Below are 20,805 nucleotides of genomic sequence, written 5' to 3'. Positions count from 1 at the left end.
ACTATTCTTCGTCTTCGCTGGACTGGTCGAGATCGCGGCTGACTTCCGGCGAACGCAGCAGCTCATCGATCTTCTTGTAGTTGTCGAAGCTCGTATCGTCGCGGAAACGAACGTCGGGCATGTATTTCATCTGCCGAAGCTGGGGGCCGAGGCGGCCGCGGATGTACTTGGCATTGCGGTTCAGCGCGTCGATGACTTCGTCATGGTTGGGCACGCCGAGCGGCGTGACATAGGCCGTGGCGATCTTCAGATCCGGCGACATGCGCACTTCCGAGATCGCGATGACGGTCTTCTCGATCACGGGATCGCGAACCTCGCCGCGCTGCAGAACCTGGGTGATGGCAGCGCGCACCTGTTCGCCGACGCGCAGCATGCGCTGTGAAGGGGCAGAGGATGTGGCTTTGGTCATGGACGGTACCTCAAAAAAATGCGAGCGCCGAAGGACAACCCGGCGCCCGCATAATCTCTAATCGGACGGTTCTTAAAGCGTCCGCGTGATGTGCTCTACGCGGAAGCACTCGATCGTATCGCCGGCGCGGATGTCTTCGTAGTTCTCGAAGGCCATACCGCACTCCTGACCGACGTTGACTTCCGAGACTTCGTCCTTGAAGCGCTTGAGGGTCTTGAGCTTGCCTTCGTGGATAACGACGTTGTCGCGAACCAGACGGACGCCGACGCCACGCTCGACCTTGCCCTCGGTGACGCGGCAACCCGCGACCTTGCCGACCTTGGTGATGTTGAACACCTCCAGGATCTCGGCGTTGCCGAGGAAGGTTTCGCGGCGCTCCGGCGAGAGCAGACCCGACATCGCCGCCTTCACGTCATCGACCAGATCGTAGATGATGTTGTAGTAGCGGATCTCGATGCCGGCGCGCTCGGCGGCCGAACGGGCCTGCGCGTTGGCGCGGACGTTGAAGCCGATGATCGCTGCGTTCGACGCCTCGGCGAGCGAGATGTCGGACTCGGTGATACCACCGGCACCCGAATGCACGATGCGGGCACGCACTTCGTCGGTTCCGAGCTTGTCGAGAGCACCGGCGATCGCTTCGATCGAACCCTGCACGTCGCCCTTGATGACCAGCGGGAACTCCTTGAGACCGGAGGTCTGGAGCTGGGTCATCATCTGCTCGAGCGAGCCGCGCGAGCCGGACTGACGGGCAACCTGCTTCTCACGGGCGAGCCGCTGGCGGTACTCGGAGATCTCGCGGGCGCGGCTTTCGTTCTCGACGACGGCGAACTTGTCGCCGGCAGCCGGTGTTCCGGACAGGCCGAGAACCTCGACCGGCATCGACGGACCGGCTTCCTTGACGTGTTCACCCTTGTCGTTGACCAGAGCGCGCACACGGCCCCACTGGTCGCCGGCGACGATGATCTGGCCAGGACGCAGCGTGCCCTTCTGGACGAGGACGGTTGCAACCGCACCGCGACCACGGTCAAGCTCGGCTTCAACCACCGTACCTTCGGCCGTCCGGTTCGGATTGGCGCGCAAGTCGAGGATTTCGGACTGCAGCAGGATCGCTTCCAGCAGCTTGTCGAGGTTGGTGCCGTTCTTCGCGGAGACTTCCACGTCGAGAACTTCACCGCCCATGGATTCGACAAAGACTTCGTGCTGCAGCAGCTCGGTGCGAACCTTCTGCGGGTTCGCCGTCGGCTTGTCGACCTTGTTGATCGCCACGATGATCGGAACACCGGCCGCCTTGGCGTGGTTGATCGATTCGATCGTCTGCGGCATCACGCTGTCGTCGGCCGCAACCACCAGGATCGCGATGTCGGTCGCCTGGGCACCGCGGGCACGCATGGCGGTGAACGCCGCGTGGCCGGGGGTGTCGATGAAGGTGATCTTGTTGCCGTTCTGCTCGACCTGATAGGCGCCGATGTGCTGGGTGATGCCACCAGCTTCGCCGGCCACCACGTTGGCGTGGCGGATCGCATCGAGCAGCGAGGTCTTGCCGTGGTCGACGTGCCCCATGATCGTGACGATCGGCGGACGCGGCAGCAGTTCCTCGTCGGAATCGGTCACGTTGAAGATGCCTTCCTCGACGTCGGATTCCGAGACGCGCTTGACCGTGTGGCCGAATTCGCCGGCGATGAGTTCAGCCATATCGGCGTCGATCAGATCGCCGGGCTTCATCATCTGGCCTTCCTTCATCAGGTACTTGATGACGTCGACGGCGCGTTCAGACATGCGCTGCGACAGTTCCTGAATGGTGATGGTCTCAGGCAGGATGACTTCGCGCGAGATCTTCTCGCGGGTTTCCTGCATCTGGCTGCGCTTAAACTTCTCCTGGCGGCGACGCATGGCCGACAGCGAACGGGCGCGCTGGCCGCCATCCTCGTCGACGGCAGCGGTCAGCGTCAGCTTGCCCTGGCGACGACCGTCGTCGGCCTTCGGGCGGGCAGGAACCTTGGCAGGCTCGGGACGCACGACCTTGCCGCGTGCCGGGCCTGCGCCCGAACGCGGACCACGATCGTCATCCTTTTCGTTGTCGACCTTACGGCCGCGCAGAGCGCCGGCCGGAGCCGGGGTCGGAAGTCCAGTTGCCGCTTCAGCAGGCCGTGCAGCCTGCGGGCGGTTGTCGACGCGACGCTCAGTGGAAGCCGGTGCGCGAGCTGCCACGGGGCGCTCTTCGACAACCTCTTCGGCCTTTGCTTCAGGCTCGACAGCCGGGCGGGCCGCTTCTTCAGCGGCGCGGCGTGCGGCCTCTTCCTTCTCCTGAAGGAGACGGGCTTCTTCCTCGCGCTTGCGGCGTGCTTCGTTCTCGGCGCGGATGACCGCTTCTTCGGCATCGCGGATCTGCGCTTCGGCGAGAGCACGGCGGCGCGCATCGATCTCACCGGCGGAAAGCTGGTTCAGAACGACACCCACACGCGGACGGTTGGCCTGATTGGCTTCCTGGCGCGTCGAGTGCTGCTGCGGCTGCGGGGCCGGGCGGCCGGAAGGCTGCGGCTGAGCCGGACGCTGTTCGACCGGGCGTGCTGCAGGAGCCGCGGCGACCGGCGTGATCGGACGCTCGTCCTTGGGGCGATGGAAGGGGCGTTTCTTGGTTTCGACCACGACCGCCTTGGTGCGGCCACGGCCCATGTCCTGACGCACGGTCCCCTGCGAAACCCCGTGGGGTTTCAGGGTCAGCGTCTTCTTGCCTGCTGCGCTGCCTGTCTTGTCGTCGTTGTTGTCGGTCATTCCGTTCCGTTCCTAGCGATCAGGGCCGGATGCGTATCACCTGACCCTGTCTTCCAAATTGTCTCAAACAATGTACGCGATGCCAGACTGTGCTGGTGACGCGGGTCATTGCTGTGGCTTGCCAGCACCGCCGTCGGCCCGGACCGGGACGGATCCTCGGTACTTTTCGAGCATGATTGCGCGCTTCACTACACCCTCACCCGCCTGCCCTGCAAGCGCTGCGGCATGGATAAAAGCATTACTTCCTAAAAGGCCCTCCATTTCCGCCCCGGTGAAGGGACGGAACGAAGGTATTTCCATTTCATCGTCGGCCACGAAGCTCATCGCCTTGCGGGCCTGGTCTATCTTCCGCACACCGTCGGCTGCAGCGTCGGCCGCATGGAACACGGCAAGCGCTGCAAGACCGCGCACGGCCTGCTCCGTCTTCGTCGCGCCGGAGATGAACTGGGCCGCCTTGCGCGCCATGTTCATCATGCCGGCCAACTGCTCGGCGAGCAGCCGGTCGACGTCGTCGGCGAGCGTCGCGTCGGCCTTGACGTCCGCCTTCAGGGCGCGGGCGAAGAACTTCTTCGCCACCGCCTTTTCAACGAGCGCCCGCTCGGCCTTCACCCAGCAGCCGCGTCCCGGAAGCTGACGCTTCAGATCGGGAACGACGCGACCGTCGGGCCCGGCAACGAAGCGGATCAACTCATCCGGCGAACCGCTTTCGCGGGTGACGATGCACGTCCGCGTGCTGCCGCTCCGATCCTTCGGGCCCCCATCCAAGGGCAATGTGTCCGAAGGCAGGCTGTCGGCATCATCAGAGGCGGTCATCGTCCTTAAGCGTCCTGCTCGGCGCCTTCGGCAACGTCGATCGGCTCTTCGCCTTCGACCTCATCGCTTGCCAGGTCCTCTTCCGTGATCCAGCCGGCCGCGAGGCGGGCCTGAACGATCATGGCTTCGGCTTCGGCGCGCGAAACGTCGAACTTCGAGAAGGTGCCCTCGAAGCGCTTGGTCTCGCCGTCCTTGCGTTCGCTCCAGCCGACGAGGTCGTCAGCGGCGCAGCCGGCAAAGTCTTCGATCGTCTTGATGCCTTCTTCGCCGAGCGCAACGAGCATCTGGCTCGTCAGGCCGTCGATCGAGCGCAGCTCGTCGGCAACGCCGAGTTCCTTGCGCTTGGCATCCATTTCCGCTTCGAGCTTGTCGAGGAATTCGCGCGCACGGGTCTGGATTTCGGTAGCGGTCTCCTCGTCGAAGCCATCGATCGACGAGATTTCGTCGAGGTCGACATAGGCAAGCTCCTCGACGGCGGCAAAGCCTTCGGACGCCAGAACCTGGCCGACCATTTCGTCGACGTCGAGCGCGTCCATGAACAGGTTGGTGCGCTCGGTGAATTCCTTCTGGCGACGCTCGCTCTCTTCCTGTTCGGTGAGGATGTCGATGTCCCAGCCGGTCAGCTGCGAGGCGAGGCGAACGTTCTGGCCGCGACGGCCAATGGCGAGCGAAAGCTGCTCGTCCGGAACGACCACTTCGATGCGCTCCGCATCTTCGTCGAGAACGACCTTGGCCACTTCCGCCGGCTGCAGCGCGTTGACGATGAACGATGCCGGATCCTGCGACCACGGAATGATGTCGATCTTTTCGCCCTGCAGTTCGCCGACGACGGCCTGAACGCGCGAACCGCGCATACCGACGCAGGCGCCGACCGGGTCGATCGACGAGTCGTTGGAGACAACGGCGATCTTGGCGCGCGAACCCGGGTCACGGGCAACCGACTTGATCTGGATGATGCCGTCGTAGATCTCAGGCACTTCCATGGTGAAGAGCTTCACCATGAACTGCGGATGGGTACGCGACAGGAAGATCTGCGGGCCGCGCTGTTCGCGGCGAACGTCGTAGACGAAGGCGCGGACGCGGTCGCCGTAGCGCATGTTTTCGCGCGGGATCATCTCGTCGCGGCGGATGATGCCTTCGCCACGGCCGAGGTCGACGATGACGTTGCCGTATTCGACGCGCTTGACCGTGCCGTTGACGATCTCGCCGACGCGATCCTTGAATTCGTCGAACTGGCGATCACGCTCGGCTTCGCGAACCTTCTGGACGATGACCTGCTTGGCAGACTGGGCGGCGATGCGGCCGAAGTCCATCGGCGGCAGCGGGTCGGCGATGAAATCGCCGAGCTTGGCGTCCGGATTGCGATCGCGAGCAAGCTCGAGCGGGATCTGCGTGGAATAGTCGTCAGCCTTTTCGACCACTTCCAGAAGACGCTGCAGGCGGATTTCACCGGTCTTCGAGTTGATGTCGGCGCGGATGTTCGATTCCGACCCATAGCGCGAGCGGGCGGCCTTCTGGATCGCATCGGCCATTGCGGCCAGAACGATCTCGCGGTCGATCACCTTTTCACGCGCGACGGCATCCGCGATCTGCAGAAGCTCGAGCCGGTTAGCACTGACTGCCATGTCTTATCTCCGTTGGGTTGCAGGGGGCTTCACGCTCCGCCCGACTTATTCCTCAATAGGTGAATCTTCGTCTTCGAAATTCTCGTTCGCGGCGCGCTCGGCCTTCGCCTTCTTGTCGGCCGTCAGCGCATCACGGATCAGATCGTCGGTCAGGATCAGCCGCGCTTCGGCAAGCGTGGTGAACGGGATGACGACGACAGGTTCCTCGCCGTACGCGGGCTGGTCGCGCTCAAGCCGGAAACCATCGTCATCGACGGAAACGATCTTGCCGCGGAACCGCTTGCGGCCATCGACCAGAACCGACGTCTCGCATTTCAGCAGGTGCCCCTGCCAGCGGAAGAAGTCGGACTTGCGCACCATGGGACGGTCGATGCCGGCCGACGACACTTCGAGATGATACGCCTTGTCGATCGGATCTTCCACATCGAGCACCGGCGAAATGGCCTTGGAGATCTCTTCGCAGTCTTCGACGGTCATGGTGCCGTCGTTGCGCTCGGCCATGATCTGCAACGTCAGGCCGTTCTGGCCGGACATGCGCACGCGCACCAGGCGGTAACCCATCGGCACGATGACCGGCTCGATGATGTCGGCGATGCGCTGGTCGAGACCGGTTTCGGTGATCAGGCGCGGTTCATTTGCATTTTCAGCCGTTGTCGTATCGGACAAACGATCATCTCCTCATCGGACCGGCTAATAAAAAAGAGCGGGTCCTGACGGGCCCACTCTTCATCTACCGATCAAGAATTTGAGGCTCATATACGCTTCGTCGCCGCAAATTGCAAGGCATTGGGCCGTGCGCTCCAAATGCGCCGATCCGCTCGCAGACGACGATCTTCGACAACAAGGTCAATTTCAGCGGGTGGCACTTCGCGTCCTCGGGCCTATAACAGGGATAGAACCGCTTCGAGACGACAATCAAGGACAAGAGAGAAGACGAGGTGCCCCACCGTAATTCGCCGCTTGCACCCTTTAAGCACGACATCTTCCGCACGATCTGGATCGCGAGCCTCGCATCCAACTTCGGCGGCCTCATCCAATCGGTCGGCGCCGCCTGGCTGATGACCTCGATCTCACCGTCGGCAAACATGGTGGCACTGGTGCAGGCCTCGACCTCGCTGCCGATCATGCTCTTCTCGCTCATCTCGGGCGCGCTTGCCGATAATTTCGATCGGCGGCGGATCATGCTGGTGGCGCAGTGTTTCATGCTCTCCGTCTCGGCGCTTCTGACCATCTTCGCCTATGTCGGACTGATCACGCCCTGGCTGCTCCTGCTCTTCACCTTCCTCATCGGCTGCGGCACGGCGCTCAACAACCCATCCTGGCAGGCCTCGGTCGGCGACATGGTCCCGCGCGACGACCTGCCGGCGGCAGTCGCGCTCAACAGCATGGGCTTCAACATCACCCGCAGCGTCGGCCCGGCGATCGGCGGCGCGATCGTCGCCGCGGCGGGGGCTGCCGCCGCCTTCTTCGCCAATACGCTCAGCTATTTCGCGATCCTCTTTGCGCTGGTGCGCTGGCGGCGGGAAGTGCCGACGAACACCTTGCCGCGTGAGACGCTCGGCCGCGCCATATCCGCGGGCCTGCGCTATGTCGCGATGTCGCCGAACATCGGCAAGGTTCTGCTGCGCGGTTTTCTCTTCGGTCTTTCGGCAAGCGCGATCCTCGCGCTCTTGCCGCTCGTCGCCCGCGACCTCGTTCAAGGCGGGCCGCTCACCTACGGCCTGATGCTCGGCGCCTTCGGCCTCGGCGCGATCGGCGGGGCGCTGCTCAGTGCGCGATTGAGGGAGAAGCTGTCGAGCGAGGCGATCGTGCGCATCGCCTTCACCGGTTTTGCCGCCAGCGCCGCGATCACGGCCTGGAGCACCTATGCGTGGCTCAGCTGTCTCGTGCTGCTCGTCTCCGGCGCCTGTTGGGTGCTGGCGCTGTCGCTGTTCAACACGACAGTACAGCTCTCGACACCGCGCTGGGTCGTTGGCCGGGCGCTATCGCTCTACCAGACTATGACCTTCGGCGGCATTGCTGGCGGCAGCTGGCTCTGGGGCACGGCGGCCGAACAATATGGCGCCGCCAATGCGCTGATGGGCTCCTGTCTGCTGATGTTCGCTGGCGTCGTGGTCGGCTTCCGGCTGCCCCTGCCGGAGTTCACTTCGCTCAATCTTGATCCGCTCAACCGCTTCAACGAACCGCCGCTCGAACTGGACCTGAAGCCGCGCAGCGGCCCCATCGTCATTATGATCGATTACGAGATCGCGGACGACGATATCCCCGAGTTCCTCACGACCATGGCGGAACGCCGGCGCATCCGCATCCGCGACGGTGCGGGCCACTGGGCGCTGATGCGCGACCTCGAGAACCCGACGACCTGGACCGAGACCTATCACGTGCCGACCTGGGTCGAATATGTGCGCCACAACCAGCGGCGCACCCAGGCCGACGCCGCCGTCGGCGACAAGCTGACGGCACTGCACAGCGGTGTGGCACCACCGCGCGTGCACCGGATGATCGAACGCCAGACGATCGTGCCGACGCATTACGAGCGCTACAAACGCCAGGTCGATGTCGACATGCACTAGATCATTTCATTGTTTCATCGAAACACTGAAGTGATCTAAGTCTTTGAAATTACGCAATTCCGGACGGAAAGCCGTTTCACACTTTTCCTGGAATTGCTCTAAATGCCGTTGTCGCCCCCAACGCTGACATCGACCAATGCAACGAAAGAGGCCCCGTCACGCAGGGCCTCTTTCGGTTCAGCGGTTCAGCTTGAGAGAGCGTCGACGCCTCTGGTTGGAAATTGCCTTAGCGCAGCTTCGCCTTCAGCGAGGCATCGGGGAAGCAGGTGGCGGCAAGCCCGCTCTTTGCCTGCCAGTCGCCAAGCGAGCGGCGCGTCTTGTAGCCGGGAAGGCCGTCGACCTTGCCGACGTCATAGCCCTTGGCGACGAGCGCCTTCTGCATGGCGAGAACGTCCGAGCGCAGCATGTTGCCGACATCGCCCCAGCTCCCGCGGAACGCACCGCCGCCGGTGGCGATGCGGTCGGCGAGATTGCCGATGAACAGCGCATAGAGGTCGGAGTTGTTGTACTCCTTGAGCACATAGAAATTCGGCGTAACGATGAATTCCGGCCCATGCCGGCCGGCCGGCACCAGCATCATCGACGACGCCGACAGTTCATGCGACGGGAAGGCCTTGCCGGAAATCCGCGTGATGCCCTTGTTGGCCCAGTCCGAAATCGGCCGTGCGAGGTCCGGGCCTTCCTGGGCGCAGGAGACGGCGTCGGGGATCGACACCTCGAAGCCCCAGTCCCGGTTGCGCTGCCAGCCCTTCTTGACGAGATAGTTGGCGATCGAGGCCAGGCTGTCCGGCACCGAATTCCAGATGTCGCGGCGGCCGTCGCCGTCGAAGTCGACCGCATATTGCAGGAAGCTCGACGGCATGAACTGCGGCTGGCCCATGGCGCCGGCCCAGGAACCGCGCATCGCCGCCTCGTCGACGTCGCCGTTGTCGAGAATGTGCAGCGCCGCGATCAGCTCGCGTCTGAAAAGGTCGGGCCGCGTCGACATGAAGGCCTTGGTCGCCAGCACGTCGATGACCGGATAGGGGATCTTGGCGCGGCCGAAGCCGGACTCACGGCCCCAGATCGCCACAACCACCGAGGCCGGCACGCCATAGGTGCGCTCGATCTTCTTCAGGGTCGACGCATGGGTGGAAGCAAGGCTGCGGCCGGTTGCCGCCAGTCCTTGCAGGCGCTTCTCCGAGAAGTAGCTGCCGGGCGAGGAAAACTCCGCCTGGCTCTGCTTCTGCTCTTTCGGCTTCGGGAAGCCGGGAGGCGCCAGATCCGGCAGGTCCCAGTTGAGCTTCACGTCGGCGAAGACGGCCTTGAATGAACCGGCGGAAATGCCCGCCTTCTGCGCTTCCGGCCAGAGATCGCTCTGGAGCCAGGCGCGAAACTCCGCCTCGACATCCGCCTTCGTCGCGGCATGCGCGAACCCCAGCCAGCCACAGAGCAACAAGGTCGAAAGTGAAAGAAGTCTCAGCATAAGGCTTCCCTATCGGTTGGATCGCGGCGTTCGAAAATAGCGTCAGATCGACGTGCGGGCGCGAAGGGCGGCCGCCAGCGTGCCTTCGTCGAGATAGTCGAGTTCACCGCCAACAGGCACGCCATGGGCAAGCCGGGTGATCTTCACTTCCATGCCCTCGAGCTGGTCGGTGATGTAGTGCGCCGTGGTCTGGCCCTCGACCGTCGCATTGACGGCGATGATCAGTTCGCGGACGCCGCCATTGGCGACGCGCTGGACAAGTCCTTTGATGTTGAGGTCTTCAGGACCGACACCGTCGAGCGGGGAGAGCGTGCCGCCAAGCACGTGATAGGCGGCGTTCATCGCGCCGGCGCGCTCCAGCGCCCAGAGGTCGGAAACATCCTCGACGACGATGATGACCGACTGGTCGCGACGCTCGTCGGAGCAGACGGTGCAGGGATCGATCGTATCGACATTGCCGCAGCAGGAGCAAATGCGGACCTTGCGGTGCGCCTCGCCCATCGCGTCGGCGAGCGGCCCCAGCAACTGGTCCTTCTTCTTGACGAGATGGAGGGCGGCGCGCCGTGCCGAACGCGGCCCGAGCCCCGGGACTTTTGCCAGGAGCTGGATGAGTTTTTCGATTTCGGGGCCGGTGACTCGTTTTGCCATGCGGCGCTTTTAGCCCATATCGAGCCCGAACGGAATCGACTTCGCACACTGCAGTGGGCCATCGCAAAGGGCACAGGAGAAATCGGCGTGCATTCGAGCAAGGCGCAATCTATTGTTGATTGCAGCAGATGGAGGCTCCGATGACCAATACGCCTTTCCGCTATGCAGCCCCCAGCGATGAATGCGATCTGATCATGAAAGGCGGCATCACCTCCGGTGTGGTCTTCCCGCGCGCCATTACCGAACTCGCGACCCGCTACCGCTTCATGCACATCGGCGGCACATCGGCCGGTGCGATTGCCGCCGTCATGACAGCGGCCGCCGAATACCGACGCCAAAGTGCCGCAACGGCGGACGAAAAGAACGCTGGCTTCGCGCTGATCGATACGATGCCGAAGGAGCTGGCCGCCAATCTGCCGACCTTCTTCCAGCCATCGGCGGAAACAGCGCCGCTCTTTCGCGTCGGGATGGCGATGGTGCGAACGCAGGGAAACAAGGTGGTGGCGGCAGCTCTGGAGACCCTCAGGGTTTTTCACCTGGCGTTGCTTCTTGCCGCCCTCCCCGGCCTCGCGCTGATCGTCGCCGGCATCGCCGCGACCGACTGGGCGCTTGGCATCCTGGGGGCGCTCGTCGTCCTGATCGGCGCGATGGCGATGTTGACCTATCAGCTCTATCGCGCGGTCGCGGTGGTGTTGCCGGCCCACGACTTCGGCCTATGCAGCGGCCTGACCCAACCGGGCGCGAAGAAACCTGCATTCACCAACTGGATTGCCGAGCGGATCGAAGCCATTGCCGGCCCGGTTCGCTCCGACGGAGAAGCACGGCCTTTGACGATCGGCGATCTCGATCGCTACGAGATCACGTTGAAGAGCGTCACCACCGATCTCTCTTCGCGGCGGCCTTACGAGCTACCCTTTGGCGACCGGGTGCACAATTACCGCAAGTCGGAATTCGAAAGGCTGTTTCCGCCTTCCATCATGAGCTACCTCCTGAAGGAGAGCAAACCACGCGACATCGTAGGGCCGGACGGCGTGCGGGATTACTACCAGCTACCGCCGGCAAGGAAGCTGCCGGTGGCGATCATCGCCCGCATGAGTCTCAGCTTCCCCGGATTGATCCGCGGCGTTCCACTCTATCGCTACGATTATTCCCTGCGCGCGGCAGCCCGGCGCGATCCGTCAACCCATATCCGCTGCCTGTTTTCCGATGGCGGCATCACCAGCAATTTCCCGATCCATTTGTTCGACGGACTGCTGCCCGGTCGCCCGACCTTCGGTATTTCGCTGGCGAGTTACGATCCGAGGCGCCATGGAGAGGATGAGGACGGATCAGGTGGCAGCCGCGTCCATCTTCCGCTCCGGACGGCCGAGGGCAAGGCAACGCCAGTCTATCCGGTCAAGGGGCTCCTGGGGTTCGTCGGCGCTATCCTCGACACGGCCCGCAACTGGCAGGACACGCTACAGAGCCAGCTCCATGGCTACAGCGAACGCATTGTCGAGGTGAGGCTCGACGATGCCAAGGAAGGCGGGCTCAATCTCGACATGGATGGAGAAACCGTGAATTTCCTGAGTATGCTCGGCGGCAAGGCCGGCGACGTCGTGCTCAAGAATTTCGACTTCAACGAACATCGATGGCGCCGGGCGATGACGATGCTGCCGACACTTTCCGAGTCGCTGCGCAAGCTGTCCAATCGTTACATGGAACCGGCGACCGAGCGCAGGATCGACTATCCGGCGATCCTGACGGAATACGATCCGACCGGCCTCGTCGGCGTTACAAAGGCTGATCGCCTAGCGCTGAACGAGCTTACCCAGAAGCTCGCAGCCATAGGCGCCGAACTCGATCGGCGCCCGATTCCTCCACCTTCCAGCCAGAAGGTGGATCTCAGGATCACCGCCAGCATGGATACCAATCCACGCGGGGCGAACCCTCCGCGGCCGGACACGCCACCGGCGCCCAATCAATAGAGCGGGATGCGGAATAATGCGTGCGGTTTTCCGAACGCACCGCGCTCCAACTCGTTCAAACTGGTCAGAACGGCAGCTTCATGCCGGGCGGGATCGGCAGGCCGGCGGTCAGTTCGGCGGTCTTTTCCGCCTGGACGGCTTCGGCCTTGTCCTTGGCGTCCTTGTGGGCGGCGACGATCAGGTCTTCGAGGATCTCGACGTCGTCTTCCTTGAAGAGCGAAGGATCGATCTTCAGGCTCTTGAGGGTGCCCTTGCCGTCGAGGCGGACGGTCACCAGACCACCGCCGGACGTGCCGTCGACTTCGAGTGCGGCGATCTCCGCCTGCATCTTCTCCATCTTGGCCTGCATTTCCTTGACCTTGCCCATCATCCCCATGATGTCGCGCATCGTCGTCTCCTGTTTTTCTGTTTCTGCTCGCAGACGGGACTATTCGATGTCGTCGCCAGGGACGATATCGCCGTCAGCGGATTCGGCTGTAGCCGGAGCAACACTCTCGGCCTCTTCCTCGACGGCGCGAATGCGCACGTCGGTGATCTTGGCACCCGGGAAGCGGGCGAGAATGGCCGCGACATCCGGGTCCTGGCGCGCATCGTTGACGCGCTGTTCCTGCGCCCGCTGTTCGGCCTCGATCAGCGTCGGCTCGCCGCGCTCTCGGCTGTAGCTGACGATCCAATGGATGCCGGTCCATTCCTTGAGCTTAACCGCGACTTCACCAAGCAGCGTCTTCGGCGCATCGTCGGAAACATTGACGTCGAGACGACCGGCCTCGATATGCACCAGCCGCAGGAAGCCGCGCACCAGCGTCTTCAGCTTGATGTCGCGGTTCTTGGCGCAAAGTTCGGCGATATCTGCGATCGAATTGACCGGAACCGACGGCTGCGGCTTGGCAGCTGGGGCCACCGCGGGTCGCTCCTCGATACGGCCGACGGTGACCGGCTGGGGTGCTGCATCCGGCACGGCGCGCAGCATCGTCGCGCCGTTGCTCGTCGGGCGCTGCACCGGCATCGCCTGCGTTGCCTGCGCCGAAATCGATCCTGAGGCGGTGGCCTGTGCCCCGCCGCCATTGCCGCCAACCGGCCCGGAACGGGCGCCGCCGCCTTCACCGCCGGAAAGCTCAAGCACGCGTCGCGCAGCCTCTTCCGGCGCCGGCAGGTGTGCGGCATGCGCCAGCCGGATCAGCACCATTTCGGCAGCTCCCGCCGGGCGCGACGAGCTTTCCGCTTCCGGAATGCCCTTGAGCAGCATCTGCCAGATACGCGAGAGTGCCGTGACCGCAACGCTTTCGGCGAAGACGGCACCGCGGGTGCGCTCGATCTCGCTCAGCGACTGATCGTTGACCGCCTCCGGCACATATTTCATGCGCGTGACAAGATGGGTGAAATCGGCGAGATCGGTCAGAACGACCGTCGGGTTGGCGCCGGCCCCGTATTGCGCGGCAAACTCCTGGAGCGCGGCCGCAACATCGCCTTTGACGACATGGTCGAAGAGATCGACGATGCGGGCGCGGTCGGCAAGGCCCAACATGGAGCGCACGGTCTCGACCTCGACCGCACCGCCGCCATGCGCAATGGCCTGGTCGAGCAGCGACAGGCCGTCACGCGCCGAGCCTTCGGCGGCGCGGGCGACCATGGCGAGCGCTTCCGGATCGAAGGAAACGCCTTCCTTGCCGAGGATCGTCGAAAACAGGCCGACGAGATCAGAGGCGCTGATGCGGCGCAGATCGAAGCGCTGGCAGCGCGACAGAACCGTGATCGGAACCTTGCGGATTTCGGTGGTGGCGAAGATGAACTTCACATGTTCCGGCGGCTCTTCGAGCGTCTTCAACAGGCCGTTGAAGGCCTGGGTCGAGAGCATGTGCACTTCGTCGATGATGTAGACCTTATAGCGCGCCGATACCGGGCGGTAGCGAACCTGTTCGATAATCTCTCTGATGTCATCGATACCGGTATGCGAGGCGGCGTCCATTTCGATGACGTCGACATGGCGGCCATCCATGATCGCCTGGCAGTGTTCGCCCGGCACACGAAGGTCGATCGTCGGCCTGTCGGTCTCAGCCGTCTTGTAGTTCAGCGCACGGGCGAGGATGCGGGCGGTGGTGGTCTTGCCGACCCCGCGCACACCGGTCAGCATATAGGCCTGCGCGATGCGACCCGTTTCAAAAGCGTTGGTGAGCGTGCGCACCATCGGTTCCTGGCCGACCATCAGGTCGGAGAAATCCTTGGGGCGATACTTGCGCGCCAGAACACGGTAGGCGGCCGGTTTCTCAACGGATGAAATGGACGTGTCGTCGCTCATCGACCCTGCCGCTGTTCGAACTCTTGTCCCGACAGGACGGAAAAGGTGGGAGGCTGGCACGATGACCCGTGCCGGGGCTCGTTAGGGCTGCTTCCTTCCGGACCTGACCCGGTTGGCGAGTGGCTCGTCCACCACCAACCTCCCGGCTTCCATATCGGCAATATCGAAAGCAAATGCAAGCCAAGCCATCAAAAAACTGATATCGATATGCAAAACAAGGCGAATCCGTTGTCTTTGCCTGAGGAGAATGACTTGGCGACCTTCACTCTCGACGAGCGGCTCGAACGCGACGGCATCCCGATCGCCTCGATCGGCCTCTGTCAGATGCGGCTGATGAACGACCGCCGCTGGCCCTGGCTCGTGCTCATTCCGCAGCGTGAAGGCATTTCGGAAATCTTCGACCTGACCCCACTCGACCAGACGATGCTGACCTTCGAGACGACCATGGCGGCAACCGCCCTGAAGACGGTCACCGGCGCTCAAAAGATCAATGTCGGCGCATTGGGCAATATCGTTCGGCAACTACATGTGCATATCATCGCCCGCAACGACGGCGACCCGAACTGGCCGGGGCCGGTCTGGGGCTTCGGCAAGCCGGAGCCGTGGGACGAGAAAGAACATCGGGACTTCGCAGCGCGCATTCTGGAAAACCTCTGAACATGACGAAATCGATCTTTGACCTTCGTAGCCCGCATCCGGAGCCAAGCACTCTCGTCGCCTTTTCCGAAAACCATCTGGACCGCCAGTCGGAGCACCGCAGCGACGATTGCGTCGAGCTGGCGCTCAAGCACCCGGGCGCCCATTTCCTGGCCTTCTCGGGACCGAAGCTGATCGTCAAGCACGACGAGAAGATCATCGACCCGCTGTTTGCCCCTTACGAACTCGAAGGGCTCGAACCGGTGCTCGACGAGACCATCCTGCTCGGCTACCTGCCGAACGGCGAGCCACGGCTTGCCGTGCCGACGGGCTTGACCGAAGAGACGATCACTGAACCCTTCAAGATCGCCGATGGCCGCACGCTCTACCGGCAGCAGATGCTGCCGGAGGAACTGCTCGGCCAATTCGCCCAGGCCTCGAGCCTCATTACCTGGAACGCCAACAACCGCTTCTGCGGCCGCTGCGCCGGGCCGATGGAAGGCACGGCCGGCGGCTATCGCCGGGTCTGCACCGCCTGCGGCCACATGGTCTTTCCGCGAACAGATCCGGTCGTCATCATGATGACGATCGACCTTGAGCGCGACCTCTGCCTGCTTGGCCGCAGCCCACATTTCGCGCCGGGCATGTATTCCTGCCTTGCCGGTTTCGTCGAGCCGGGGGAGACGATCGAAAATGCCGTGCGCCGGGAAACGCACGAGGAGTCCGGCATCCACATCGGCCGGGTGCGTTACCATGCCTCGCAGCCCTGGCCGATGCCGCACACGCTGATGATCGGTTGTTACGCCGAGGCGAAATCGACCGTCATCAAGCGCGACGAGCAGGAGCTGGAAGACGTGCGCTGGTTCACCCGCGAGGAAACGATCGCGATGCTCGAACGCTCGACCGGCGTTGCCAATACCGGCGACGAGCATATTCCGCCGCCGAAGGGCGCGATCGCGCACCAGCTGATGCGCGACTGGCTCGCCTGGGACGAGCGGGCCTGAGGGCGACGGGTTACGAGGAGGGCCGACCGTGTCCCGCTCCGAACGGCTGCTGGATCTTCTGCAGGTGCTCCGGCGCTACCGCCAGCCGGTGAGCGGCCAGCGGCTGGCGGAAGAGACCGGTGTCAGCCTCCGAACGCTCTATCGCGATATCGCCAGTCTGCAGGCTCAGGGCGCCCATATCGAGGGCGAACCGGGGCTCGGCTATGTGCTGAAACCCGGCTTCATGCTGCCGCCGATGATGTTTTCCGCGGAGGAAATCGAGGCACTGGTGCTCGGATCGCGCTGGGTTTCAAAGCGTACCGACGACGATCTCGCAGGTGCTGCAGCAAACGCCCTTGCCAAGATCGCCGCGGTGCTTCCGGCCGAGCTTCGCGAGGAGCTGGACAGCTCGACCCTGCTCGTCGGGCCGAGCCCGCCGGCCACCAACGGCATCGACATTGCCGCACTCAGGCGGGCGATCCGCAACGAGCGCAAGGTGGAACTCGACTACGTGGACAATGATGGCAGTGCAACGCAGCGCACGATCTGGCCCTTTGCGCTCGGCTTCTTCGAGAACGTCCGCATGGTCATGGCGTGGTGTGAACTGCGCCTGGACTTCCGGCACTTCCGCGCTGACCGCATGCGCCGGATGACCGTGACCGAAGCGCGTTATCCTCGTCGCCGCCAGGTACTGATGAAGGATTGGCGCGCCAGCCAGGACATCGCCGCATCCAAGCGCCAGACGGTCGGCTCCTGACAACTCTCGATGCTGACAGAAGTTGGCAGCCACCACGCCTAGCCTGCAATTCCCCGCAACAAGGAGGAAACAACATGGCCAAGGCAAATCTCATCGTTCTTTATGTCAAGGACCCGCTGGCGAGCGTGGCGTTCTACCGCGATGTCCTCGCGCAGGAACCAAGCGTCACCTACCAGACCTTTTCGTCCTTCGAACTGCCCGGCGGCTTCACCCTCGGGCTCTGGGCCGAACATACGGTCGCGCCGGAGCCGACGGCATCAGGCCATCGCTCGGAACTGGCGTTCATGGTGGAGGATGAGGGCGCAGTGCGCGCGCACTACGAGAAATGGAAGGCGGAAGGGCTGCAGATTGCGCAGGAATTGACCGAGATGGATTTCGGTCCGACCTTCGTCGCGCTCGATCCGGATGGTCACCGGCTGCGCGTCTGCCTCTTCGATTCGTGATCGAGAGGACAGCGGCGCGTATCCCGCCAGCCCTACAGCGCCGCACGTCTTAGCAGACGTGCAAAGGTCGCTGCAGCACTTACATTGCCGCATATTTTTGTCCTTTGATCGGAACGATCAAAGGACACATGCAGACGCGGCGGGATACGCGAATGATGCGGATTAGCGGCCGTAAACGGCGGCCTGGATCTGCGAACGGGACAGACCGATATCGCTCAGTGCGTGATCGTCGAGAGCGTTCAGCTCGCGGATCGCACGGCGGGTCTTCGCATATTCCATGATCTTCTGACGGATCTTCATCTTTAACACTCCTTACGTGAACGAGCGTTAGATAGGCATTTGCCTAAAATTTGTGTACCGCCGCGATTGCAGATTAGGCATGCGCCAGACGCGTAGCCGGTTAACGAATTTTTGCCACTTTCTTACGCCGCGACACGATCGTTAAGCTGATGATTCCCGTTGCAAAACCGCCTTGGATCACGGCCGGAACGAACGGGTGTTGCCACAGCCAATTCTATTGGCCAGTTTTGATAAACGAAGATGACGACATGCGAATGGGAGAAGATCGCAGCCTTTCGGATGCCATCGGAATTCGATCGCTTCGAGCGCTGGATTGCAGATCAGGTGAGCGCGGGGATCGCCCTGGAGGTCCCGGTGAGGACATCTCGTGCGGGGAGCTTACCGGACGAAAAGTGGTATCGGCACCTTGCGTCCGGTGAGGTGTGGCGGCTCGTCTCGCCCGACTTTCCCTTTCGAGGAGCTTTCGAGCGGGTCTGAGGCAAGCGTCAGAGCACGCCGCGCATCGGGTGCGCCTTGTAGGTACCAAGGATGCGGACCTTCTCGGAGAAGAAACGCAGCTCGTCCATGGCGTGGAGCACGCCGATATCGTCGGGATGGCCTTCGATATCGGCGTAGAACTGCGTCGCCACGAACTTGCCGCCGAGCTGATAGCTCTCGAGCTTGGTCATGTTGATGCCGTTGGTCGCGAAACCGCCCATCGCCTTGTAGAGGGCCGCGGGAATGTTGCGGACATTGAAGACGAAGGTGGTGATGATCAACTCGTCGTCCGCGGAACGCCCTATGCGCTGTTCTTCACGGGAAAGCACGACGAAGCGGGTGACGTTGCTTTCGGTGTCCTCAACGTTTTCGGCGACGATCTCGAGGCCGTAGAGATCGGCGGCAAGGCGCGGCGCAAGCGCCGCCATCGAGCGGTCGCCCTTTTCGGAAACAAGCTTCGCCGCGCCGGCGGTATCGCCGGCGACGACCGGCTTCCAGCCATTGGAACGCACGATCTTGCGGCACTGGCCGAGCGCGTGGATGTGGCTGTGCACGGTGCGGATTTCGTCACGCGTGACGCCGGGCAGAACCATCAGCTGGAAACGGATCGGCATGAAGTATTCGCCGACGATGTGCAGCCGCGATTCCGGCAGGAGGTGATGGATGTCGGCGACGCGGCCGGCGATCGTGTTCTCGATCGGGATCATTGCCAGGTCCGCATCGCCGTTCTCGACCGCGACGAAGGCATCCTCGAAGGTCTGGCAGGGCAGCGGCTCCATCGACGGAAACATGTCGCGGCAGGCCATGTCGGAATTGGCGCCGTAGTCGCCCTGGAAGGAAATCCTGTTGGTCTTGACGGTCACGGTAGCTTCCTTCTCAGGCTTATTCGGGATGGCGGGCGGAAAGGATACGGCGGGCTTTTTCCAGCTCCACCGGCGTATCGACGCCGAGCGGAACCGAATCGACGATCTCGACATCGATGCGCATGCCGGCCTCGAGCGCGCGCAGTTGCTCCAGCGACTCGCGGCGCTCGAGCACGGAGGGCTTTAGCGATACGAAGCGCTCCAGCGCCTGGCGGCGATAGGCGTAGAGACCGATGTGATGGTAGAGCGGGCCCTGGCCGTAGGGCGCGGTGGCGCGGCTAAAGTAAAGTGCGCGCAGGCGCGTGTCGCTCAGCGGCGAGCCGACGACCTTGACGATGTTCGGGTTGGTCTTTTCGCTCTCTTCGGTGATCGCCACCGTCAGCGTCGCGATATCGGTGCCGGCGTTTTCAAGCGGGTTCAGCGCGGCACGGATCGATGCCGGCTCGACCGTCGGCAGATCGCCCTGCACGTTGATGACGATCTCCGCTTCGCCGGTCGGGTCGGCCTTCTGCAGCGCTTCATAGATCCGGTCGGATCCGGACTGGTGATCGATGCGGGTCATGATCGCTTCGAAGCCGGCCTCCCGCACCACGTCGAAGACCTGCTGGTCGTCGACGGCGACGACCACGCGGCCGACGTCCGCTTCCTCGGCGCGTTTCGCCACCTGGACGATCATTGGCAGGCCGCAAATGTCGGCGAGCGGCTTTCCGGGCAGGCGAGTCGAGGCCATGCGCGCCGGAATGAGCACGATGGCTTTACCTGAATTTTCGCGATTCATGATCTGGCCTTCAAAAACCCCGCTGAAAGTGTCAATAAGTCTCAGTTAGGGGCCGATAATCACTGTTGCAACGCAGAGCCAAAAGACATAGGTTCCGCGCGATTTCAAGATAGGCCGGGTTTTTGTTTGCGCCGGTGGCAAAGGGAGCGTTTGCAGATGAATTCATATGTGAACATGGGCGTGGGTGCCTTTCTGGGGACGGTCTTCGTTCTGATGTCCGTGTCCATTGCATCGGAAGGCATTTTCCACTCCGAGGCTCCCGAGAAGGAAGGCTTCGCGATCGTTGCCGAAGAGGGCACGTCTGAAGCCGGCGCCGGCGGCGCCGCAGAAGTCGAAGTCGATATCAAGCCGCTGCTTCTCAAGGCCGATGCTTCTGCCGGTGAAGCCGTGTTCAAGAAGTGCGCAAGCTGTCACACCGCCGACAAGGGCGGCGCAAACAAAGTCGGTCCGAACCTCTGGGGCCTCGTCAACCGTCCGATCGCCTCGCATGAAGGCTTCAGCTATTCGGCCGGCATGAAGACCTTCTCCGAGGGCAGCAAGGTCGTCTGGGATTACGACCACCTGAGCTTCTTCATCGAAGCGCCGAAGAAGCACGTTCCGGGCACCGCCATGGGCTTTGCCGGCGTCAAGAAGCCGGACGAGCGCGCCAACCTGATCGCGTGGCTGCGCGAGCAGGCCGATTCTCCGGCTCCGCTGCCGGATGCGGCTGGCGGCGCTGCCGAAGCGGCACCGGCTGCTGGCGCCGAAGGCGCAAAGCCGGCAGAGGCTCCGGCAACCGAAACCAAGCCGGCTGAAGGCCATGCCGCTCCGGCGACGGAATCCAAGCCTGCCGAAGGCCAGCCGGCACCGGCGCAATAAGCTTAGCGGTTGGAAACAACCCATTCGAAAGGCCCGGCTCGCGCCGGGCCTTTTGCATTTGCGGGGCACGGTGACGCGACACATCCACGCGAATCGATAGACGGGATTTCGCTCCTCCCGAGGAAACACTTCCCGAAGTTCC

General features: G+C 63.0%; 19 protein-coding genes and 1 other RNA gene. 7 read left to right on the top strand and 13 right to left on the bottom strand.

Going from position 1 to position 20,805, the window contains the following annotated elements; genetic code table 11:
* Nucleotide 1: 1 nt before the first annotated feature.
* The 5 genes from rbfA to rimP all read right to left on the bottom strand — a co-directional run bounded on the left by rbfA (nucleotide 2) and on the right by rimP (nucleotide 6,285).
* On the bottom strand, nucleotides 2-409 hold the full coding sequence (gene rbfA, locus BLU35_RS20670) for a 30S ribosome-binding factor RbfA (RefSeq protein ID WP_063893313.1): 408 nt from the start codon (nucleotides 407-409) through the stop codon (nucleotides 2-4).
* 72 nt (nucleotides 410-481) lie between these two features.
* Nucleotides 482-3,181 (bottom strand): translation initiation factor IF-2, encoded by a 2,700-nt coding sequence (gene infB, locus BLU35_RS20665; protein ID WP_058326186.1) that lies wholly within the window; start codon nucleotides 3,179-3,181, stop codon nucleotides 482-484.
* A 105-nt stretch (nucleotides 3,182-3,286) separates the two neighbouring features.
* The gene (locus BLU35_RS20660; protein ID WP_057247817.1) at nucleotides 3,287-3,994 is read right to left on the bottom strand and encodes an RNA-binding protein; all 708 of its coding nucleotides are present in this window, start codon (nucleotides 3,992-3,994) and stop codon (nucleotides 3,287-3,289) included.
* A 5-nt stretch (nucleotides 3,995-3,999) separates the two neighbouring features.
* Entirely contained in the window at nucleotides 4,000-5,619 is a 1,620-nt protein-coding gene (gene nusA, locus BLU35_RS20655) for a transcription termination factor NusA (protein WP_057247816.1), read from the bottom strand.
* A 45-nt stretch (nucleotides 5,620-5,664) separates the two neighbouring features.
* A complete protein-coding gene (gene rimP, locus BLU35_RS20650) occupies nucleotides 5,665-6,285 on the bottom strand; it encodes a ribosome maturation factor RimP (RefSeq protein WP_057247815.1) in 621 nt (206 codons plus the stop codon).
* A gap of 272 nt (nucleotides 6,286-6,557) precedes the next feature.
* Here rimP and BLU35_RS20645 point away from each other — a divergent pair, with 272 nt between their 5' ends.
* On the top strand, nucleotides 6,558-8,192 hold the full coding sequence (locus tag BLU35_RS20645; RefSeq protein ID WP_176907344.1) for an MFS transporter: 1,635 nt from the start codon (nucleotides 6,558-6,560) through the stop codon (nucleotides 8,190-8,192).
* A gap of 226 nt (nucleotides 8,193-8,418) precedes the next feature.
* Here BLU35_RS20645 and BLU35_RS20640 read toward each other — a convergent pair whose 3' ends face one another.
* Both BLU35_RS20640 and recR read right to left on the bottom strand, forming a co-directional pair.
* Complete coding sequence (locus tag BLU35_RS20640; protein ID WP_093234318.1) at nucleotides 8,419-9,657, bottom strand: lytic murein transglycosylase; 1,239 nt, start codon at nucleotides 9,655-9,657, stop codon at nucleotides 8,419-8,421.
* A 42-nt stretch (nucleotides 9,658-9,699) separates the two neighbouring features.
* Nucleotides 9,700-10,305 (bottom strand): recombination mediator RecR, encoded by a 606-nt coding sequence (recR, locus tag BLU35_RS20635; RefSeq protein WP_057247812.1) that lies wholly within the window; start codon nucleotides 10,303-10,305, stop codon nucleotides 9,700-9,702.
* A gap of 140 nt (nucleotides 10,306-10,445) precedes the next feature.
* Here recR and BLU35_RS20630 point away from each other — a divergent pair, with 140 nt between their 5' ends.
* On the top strand, nucleotides 10,446-12,272 hold the full coding sequence (locus BLU35_RS20630) for a patatin-like phospholipase domain-containing protein (protein ID WP_176907342.1): 1,827 nt from the start codon (nucleotides 10,446-10,448) through the stop codon (nucleotides 12,270-12,272).
* A gap of 64 nt (nucleotides 12,273-12,336) precedes the next feature.
* Here BLU35_RS20630 and BLU35_RS20625 read toward each other — a convergent pair whose 3' ends face one another.
* The 3 genes from BLU35_RS20625 to ffs all read right to left on the bottom strand — a co-directional run bounded on the left by BLU35_RS20625 (nucleotide 12,337) and on the right by ffs (nucleotide 14,711).
* The gene (locus tag BLU35_RS20625; protein WP_057247810.1) at nucleotides 12,337-12,660 is read right to left on the bottom strand and encodes a YbaB/EbfC family nucleoid-associated protein; all 324 of its coding nucleotides are present in this window, start codon (nucleotides 12,658-12,660) and stop codon (nucleotides 12,337-12,339) included.
* Nucleotides 12,661-12,699: 39 nt separating this feature from the next.
* Nucleotides 12,700-14,568 carry a DNA polymerase III subunit gamma/tau gene (locus BLU35_RS20620; RefSeq protein WP_093234316.1) on the bottom strand — a complete coding sequence of 623 codons (1,869 nt, stop codon included), beginning with the start codon at nucleotides 14,566-14,568 and terminating at the stop codon, nucleotides 12,700-12,702.
* Nucleotides 14,569-14,613: 45 nt separating this feature from the next.
* An RNA gene (gene ffs / locus BLU35_RS20615) (signal recognition particle sRNA small type) lies at nucleotides 14,614-14,711 on the bottom strand.
* A gap of 64 nt (nucleotides 14,712-14,775) precedes the next feature.
* On the opposite strand from ffs, the gene BLU35_RS20610 reads away from it, so the two are divergent.
* From BLU35_RS20610 to BLU35_RS20595, 4 genes are all read left to right on the top strand, one after another.
* Nucleotides 14,776-15,225 (top strand): HIT family protein, encoded by a 450-nt coding sequence (locus tag BLU35_RS20610; RefSeq protein WP_058324514.1) that lies wholly within the window; start codon nucleotides 14,776-14,778, stop codon nucleotides 15,223-15,225.
* 2 nt (nucleotides 15,226-15,227) lie between these two features.
* Entirely contained in the window at nucleotides 15,228-16,208 is a 981-nt protein-coding gene (gene nudC / locus BLU35_RS20605; RefSeq protein ID WP_057247807.1) for an NAD(+) diphosphatase, read from the top strand.
* A 28-nt stretch (nucleotides 16,209-16,236) separates the two neighbouring features.
* Nucleotides 16,237-16,944, top strand: a complete 708-nt coding sequence (locus BLU35_RS20600) for a helix-turn-helix transcriptional regulator (protein ID WP_057247806.1) — start codon at nucleotides 16,237-16,239, stop codon at nucleotides 16,942-16,944.
* Nucleotides 16,945-17,018: 74 nt separating this feature from the next.
* Nucleotides 17,019-17,387, top strand: coding sequence for a VOC family protein (locus BLU35_RS20595; protein ID WP_058324513.1), 369 nt, complete (start codon nucleotides 17,019-17,021; stop codon nucleotides 17,385-17,387).
* A gap of 162 nt (nucleotides 17,388-17,549) precedes the next feature.
* Here the strand turns inward: BLU35_RS20595 and BLU35_RS20590 are convergent, their stop codons facing one another.
* The 3 genes from BLU35_RS20590 to BLU35_RS20575 all read right to left on the bottom strand — a co-directional run bounded on the left by BLU35_RS20590 (nucleotide 17,550) and on the right by BLU35_RS20575 (nucleotide 19,805).
* Entirely contained in the window at nucleotides 17,550-17,687 is a 138-nt protein-coding gene (locus BLU35_RS20590; RefSeq protein WP_064817013.1) for a DUF1127 domain-containing protein, read from the bottom strand.
* A gap of 485 nt (nucleotides 17,688-18,172) precedes the next feature.
* The gene (locus tag BLU35_RS20580; protein ID WP_058324511.1) at nucleotides 18,173-19,027 is read right to left on the bottom strand and encodes a prephenate dehydratase; all 855 of its coding nucleotides are present in this window, start codon (nucleotides 19,025-19,027) and stop codon (nucleotides 18,173-18,175) included.
* A gap of 19 nt (nucleotides 19,028-19,046) precedes the next feature.
* A complete protein-coding gene (locus BLU35_RS20575) occupies nucleotides 19,047-19,805 on the bottom strand; it encodes a 3-deoxy-manno-octulosonate cytidylyltransferase (protein ID WP_093234313.1) in 759 nt (252 codons plus the stop codon).
* Nucleotides 19,806-19,961: 156 nt separating this feature from the next.
* Here BLU35_RS20575 and BLU35_RS20570 point away from each other — a divergent pair, with 156 nt between their 5' ends.
* Nucleotides 19,962-20,663, top strand: coding sequence for a c-type cytochrome (locus tag BLU35_RS20570; protein WP_058324509.1), 702 nt, complete (start codon nucleotides 19,962-19,964; stop codon nucleotides 20,661-20,663).
* Nucleotides 20,664-20,805 lie beyond the last annotated feature (142 nt).

It is taken from the genome of Sinorhizobium sp. NFACC03, assembly GCF_900103435.1.
GTDB lineage: Bacteria > Pseudomonadota > Alphaproteobacteria > Rhizobiales > Rhizobiaceae > Ensifer.
The sequence above is the reverse complement of the archived record's forward strand: the minus strand, read 5'-3'. Positions and strand labels throughout refer to the sequence as shown.

What these genes read in the sequence shown, in the direction of transcription:
- rbfA (WP_063893313.1), bottom strand. Translation starts at nt 409, where the DNA reads ATGACCAAAGCCACATCCTCTGCCCCTTCACAGCGCATGCTGCGCGTC.
- infB (WP_058326186.1), bottom strand. Translation starts at nt 3,181, where the DNA reads ATGACCGACAACAACGACGACAAGACAGGCAGCGCAGCAGGCAAGAAG.
- BLU35_RS20660 (WP_057247817.1), bottom strand. Translation starts at nt 3,994, where the DNA reads ATGACCGCCTCTGATGATGCCGACAGCCTGCCTTCGGACACATTGCCC.
- nusA (WP_057247816.1), bottom strand. Translation starts at nt 5,619, where the DNA reads ATGGCAGTCAGTGCTAACCGGCTCGAGCTTCTGCAGATCGCGGATGCC.
- BLU35_RS20640 (WP_093234318.1), bottom strand. Translation starts at nt 9,657, where the DNA reads ATGCTGAGACTTCTTTCACTTTCGACCTTGTTGCTCTGTGGCTGGCTG.
- recR (WP_057247812.1), bottom strand. Translation starts at nt 10,305, where the DNA reads ATGGCAAAACGAGTCACCGGCCCCGAAATCGAAAAACTCATCCAGCTC.
- BLU35_RS20630 (WP_176907342.1), top strand. Translation starts at nt 10,446, where the DNA reads ATGACCAATACGCCTTTCCGCTATGCAGCCCCCAGCGATGAATGCGAT.
- BLU35_RS20625 (WP_057247810.1), bottom strand. Translation starts at nt 12,660, where the DNA reads ATGCGCGACATCATGGGGATGATGGGCAAGGTCAAGGAAATGCAGGCC.
- BLU35_RS20620 (WP_093234316.1), bottom strand. Translation starts at nt 14,568, where the DNA reads ATGAGCGACGACACGTCCATTTCATCCGTTGAGAAACCGGCCGCCTAC.
- BLU35_RS20610 (WP_058324514.1), top strand. Translation starts at nt 14,776, where the DNA reads ATGCAAAACAAGGCGAATCCGTTGTCTTTGCCTGAGGAGAATGACTTG.
- nudC (WP_057247807.1), top strand. Translation starts at nt 15,228, where the DNA reads ATGACGAAATCGATCTTTGACCTTCGTAGCCCGCATCCGGAGCCAAGC.
- BLU35_RS20595 (WP_058324513.1), top strand. Translation starts at nt 17,019, where the DNA reads ATGGCCAAGGCAAATCTCATCGTTCTTTATGTCAAGGACCCGCTGGCG.
- BLU35_RS20590 (WP_064817013.1), bottom strand. Translation starts at nt 17,687, where the DNA reads ATGAAGATCCGTCAGAAGATCATGGAATATGCGAAGACCCGCCGTGCG.
- BLU35_RS20575 (WP_093234313.1), bottom strand. Translation starts at nt 19,805, where the DNA reads ATGAATCGCGAAAATTCAGGTAAAGCCATCGTGCTCATTCCGGCGCGC.
- BLU35_RS20570 (WP_058324509.1), top strand. Translation starts at nt 19,962, where the DNA reads ATGAATTCATATGTGAACATGGGCGTGGGTGCCTTTCTGGGGACGGTC.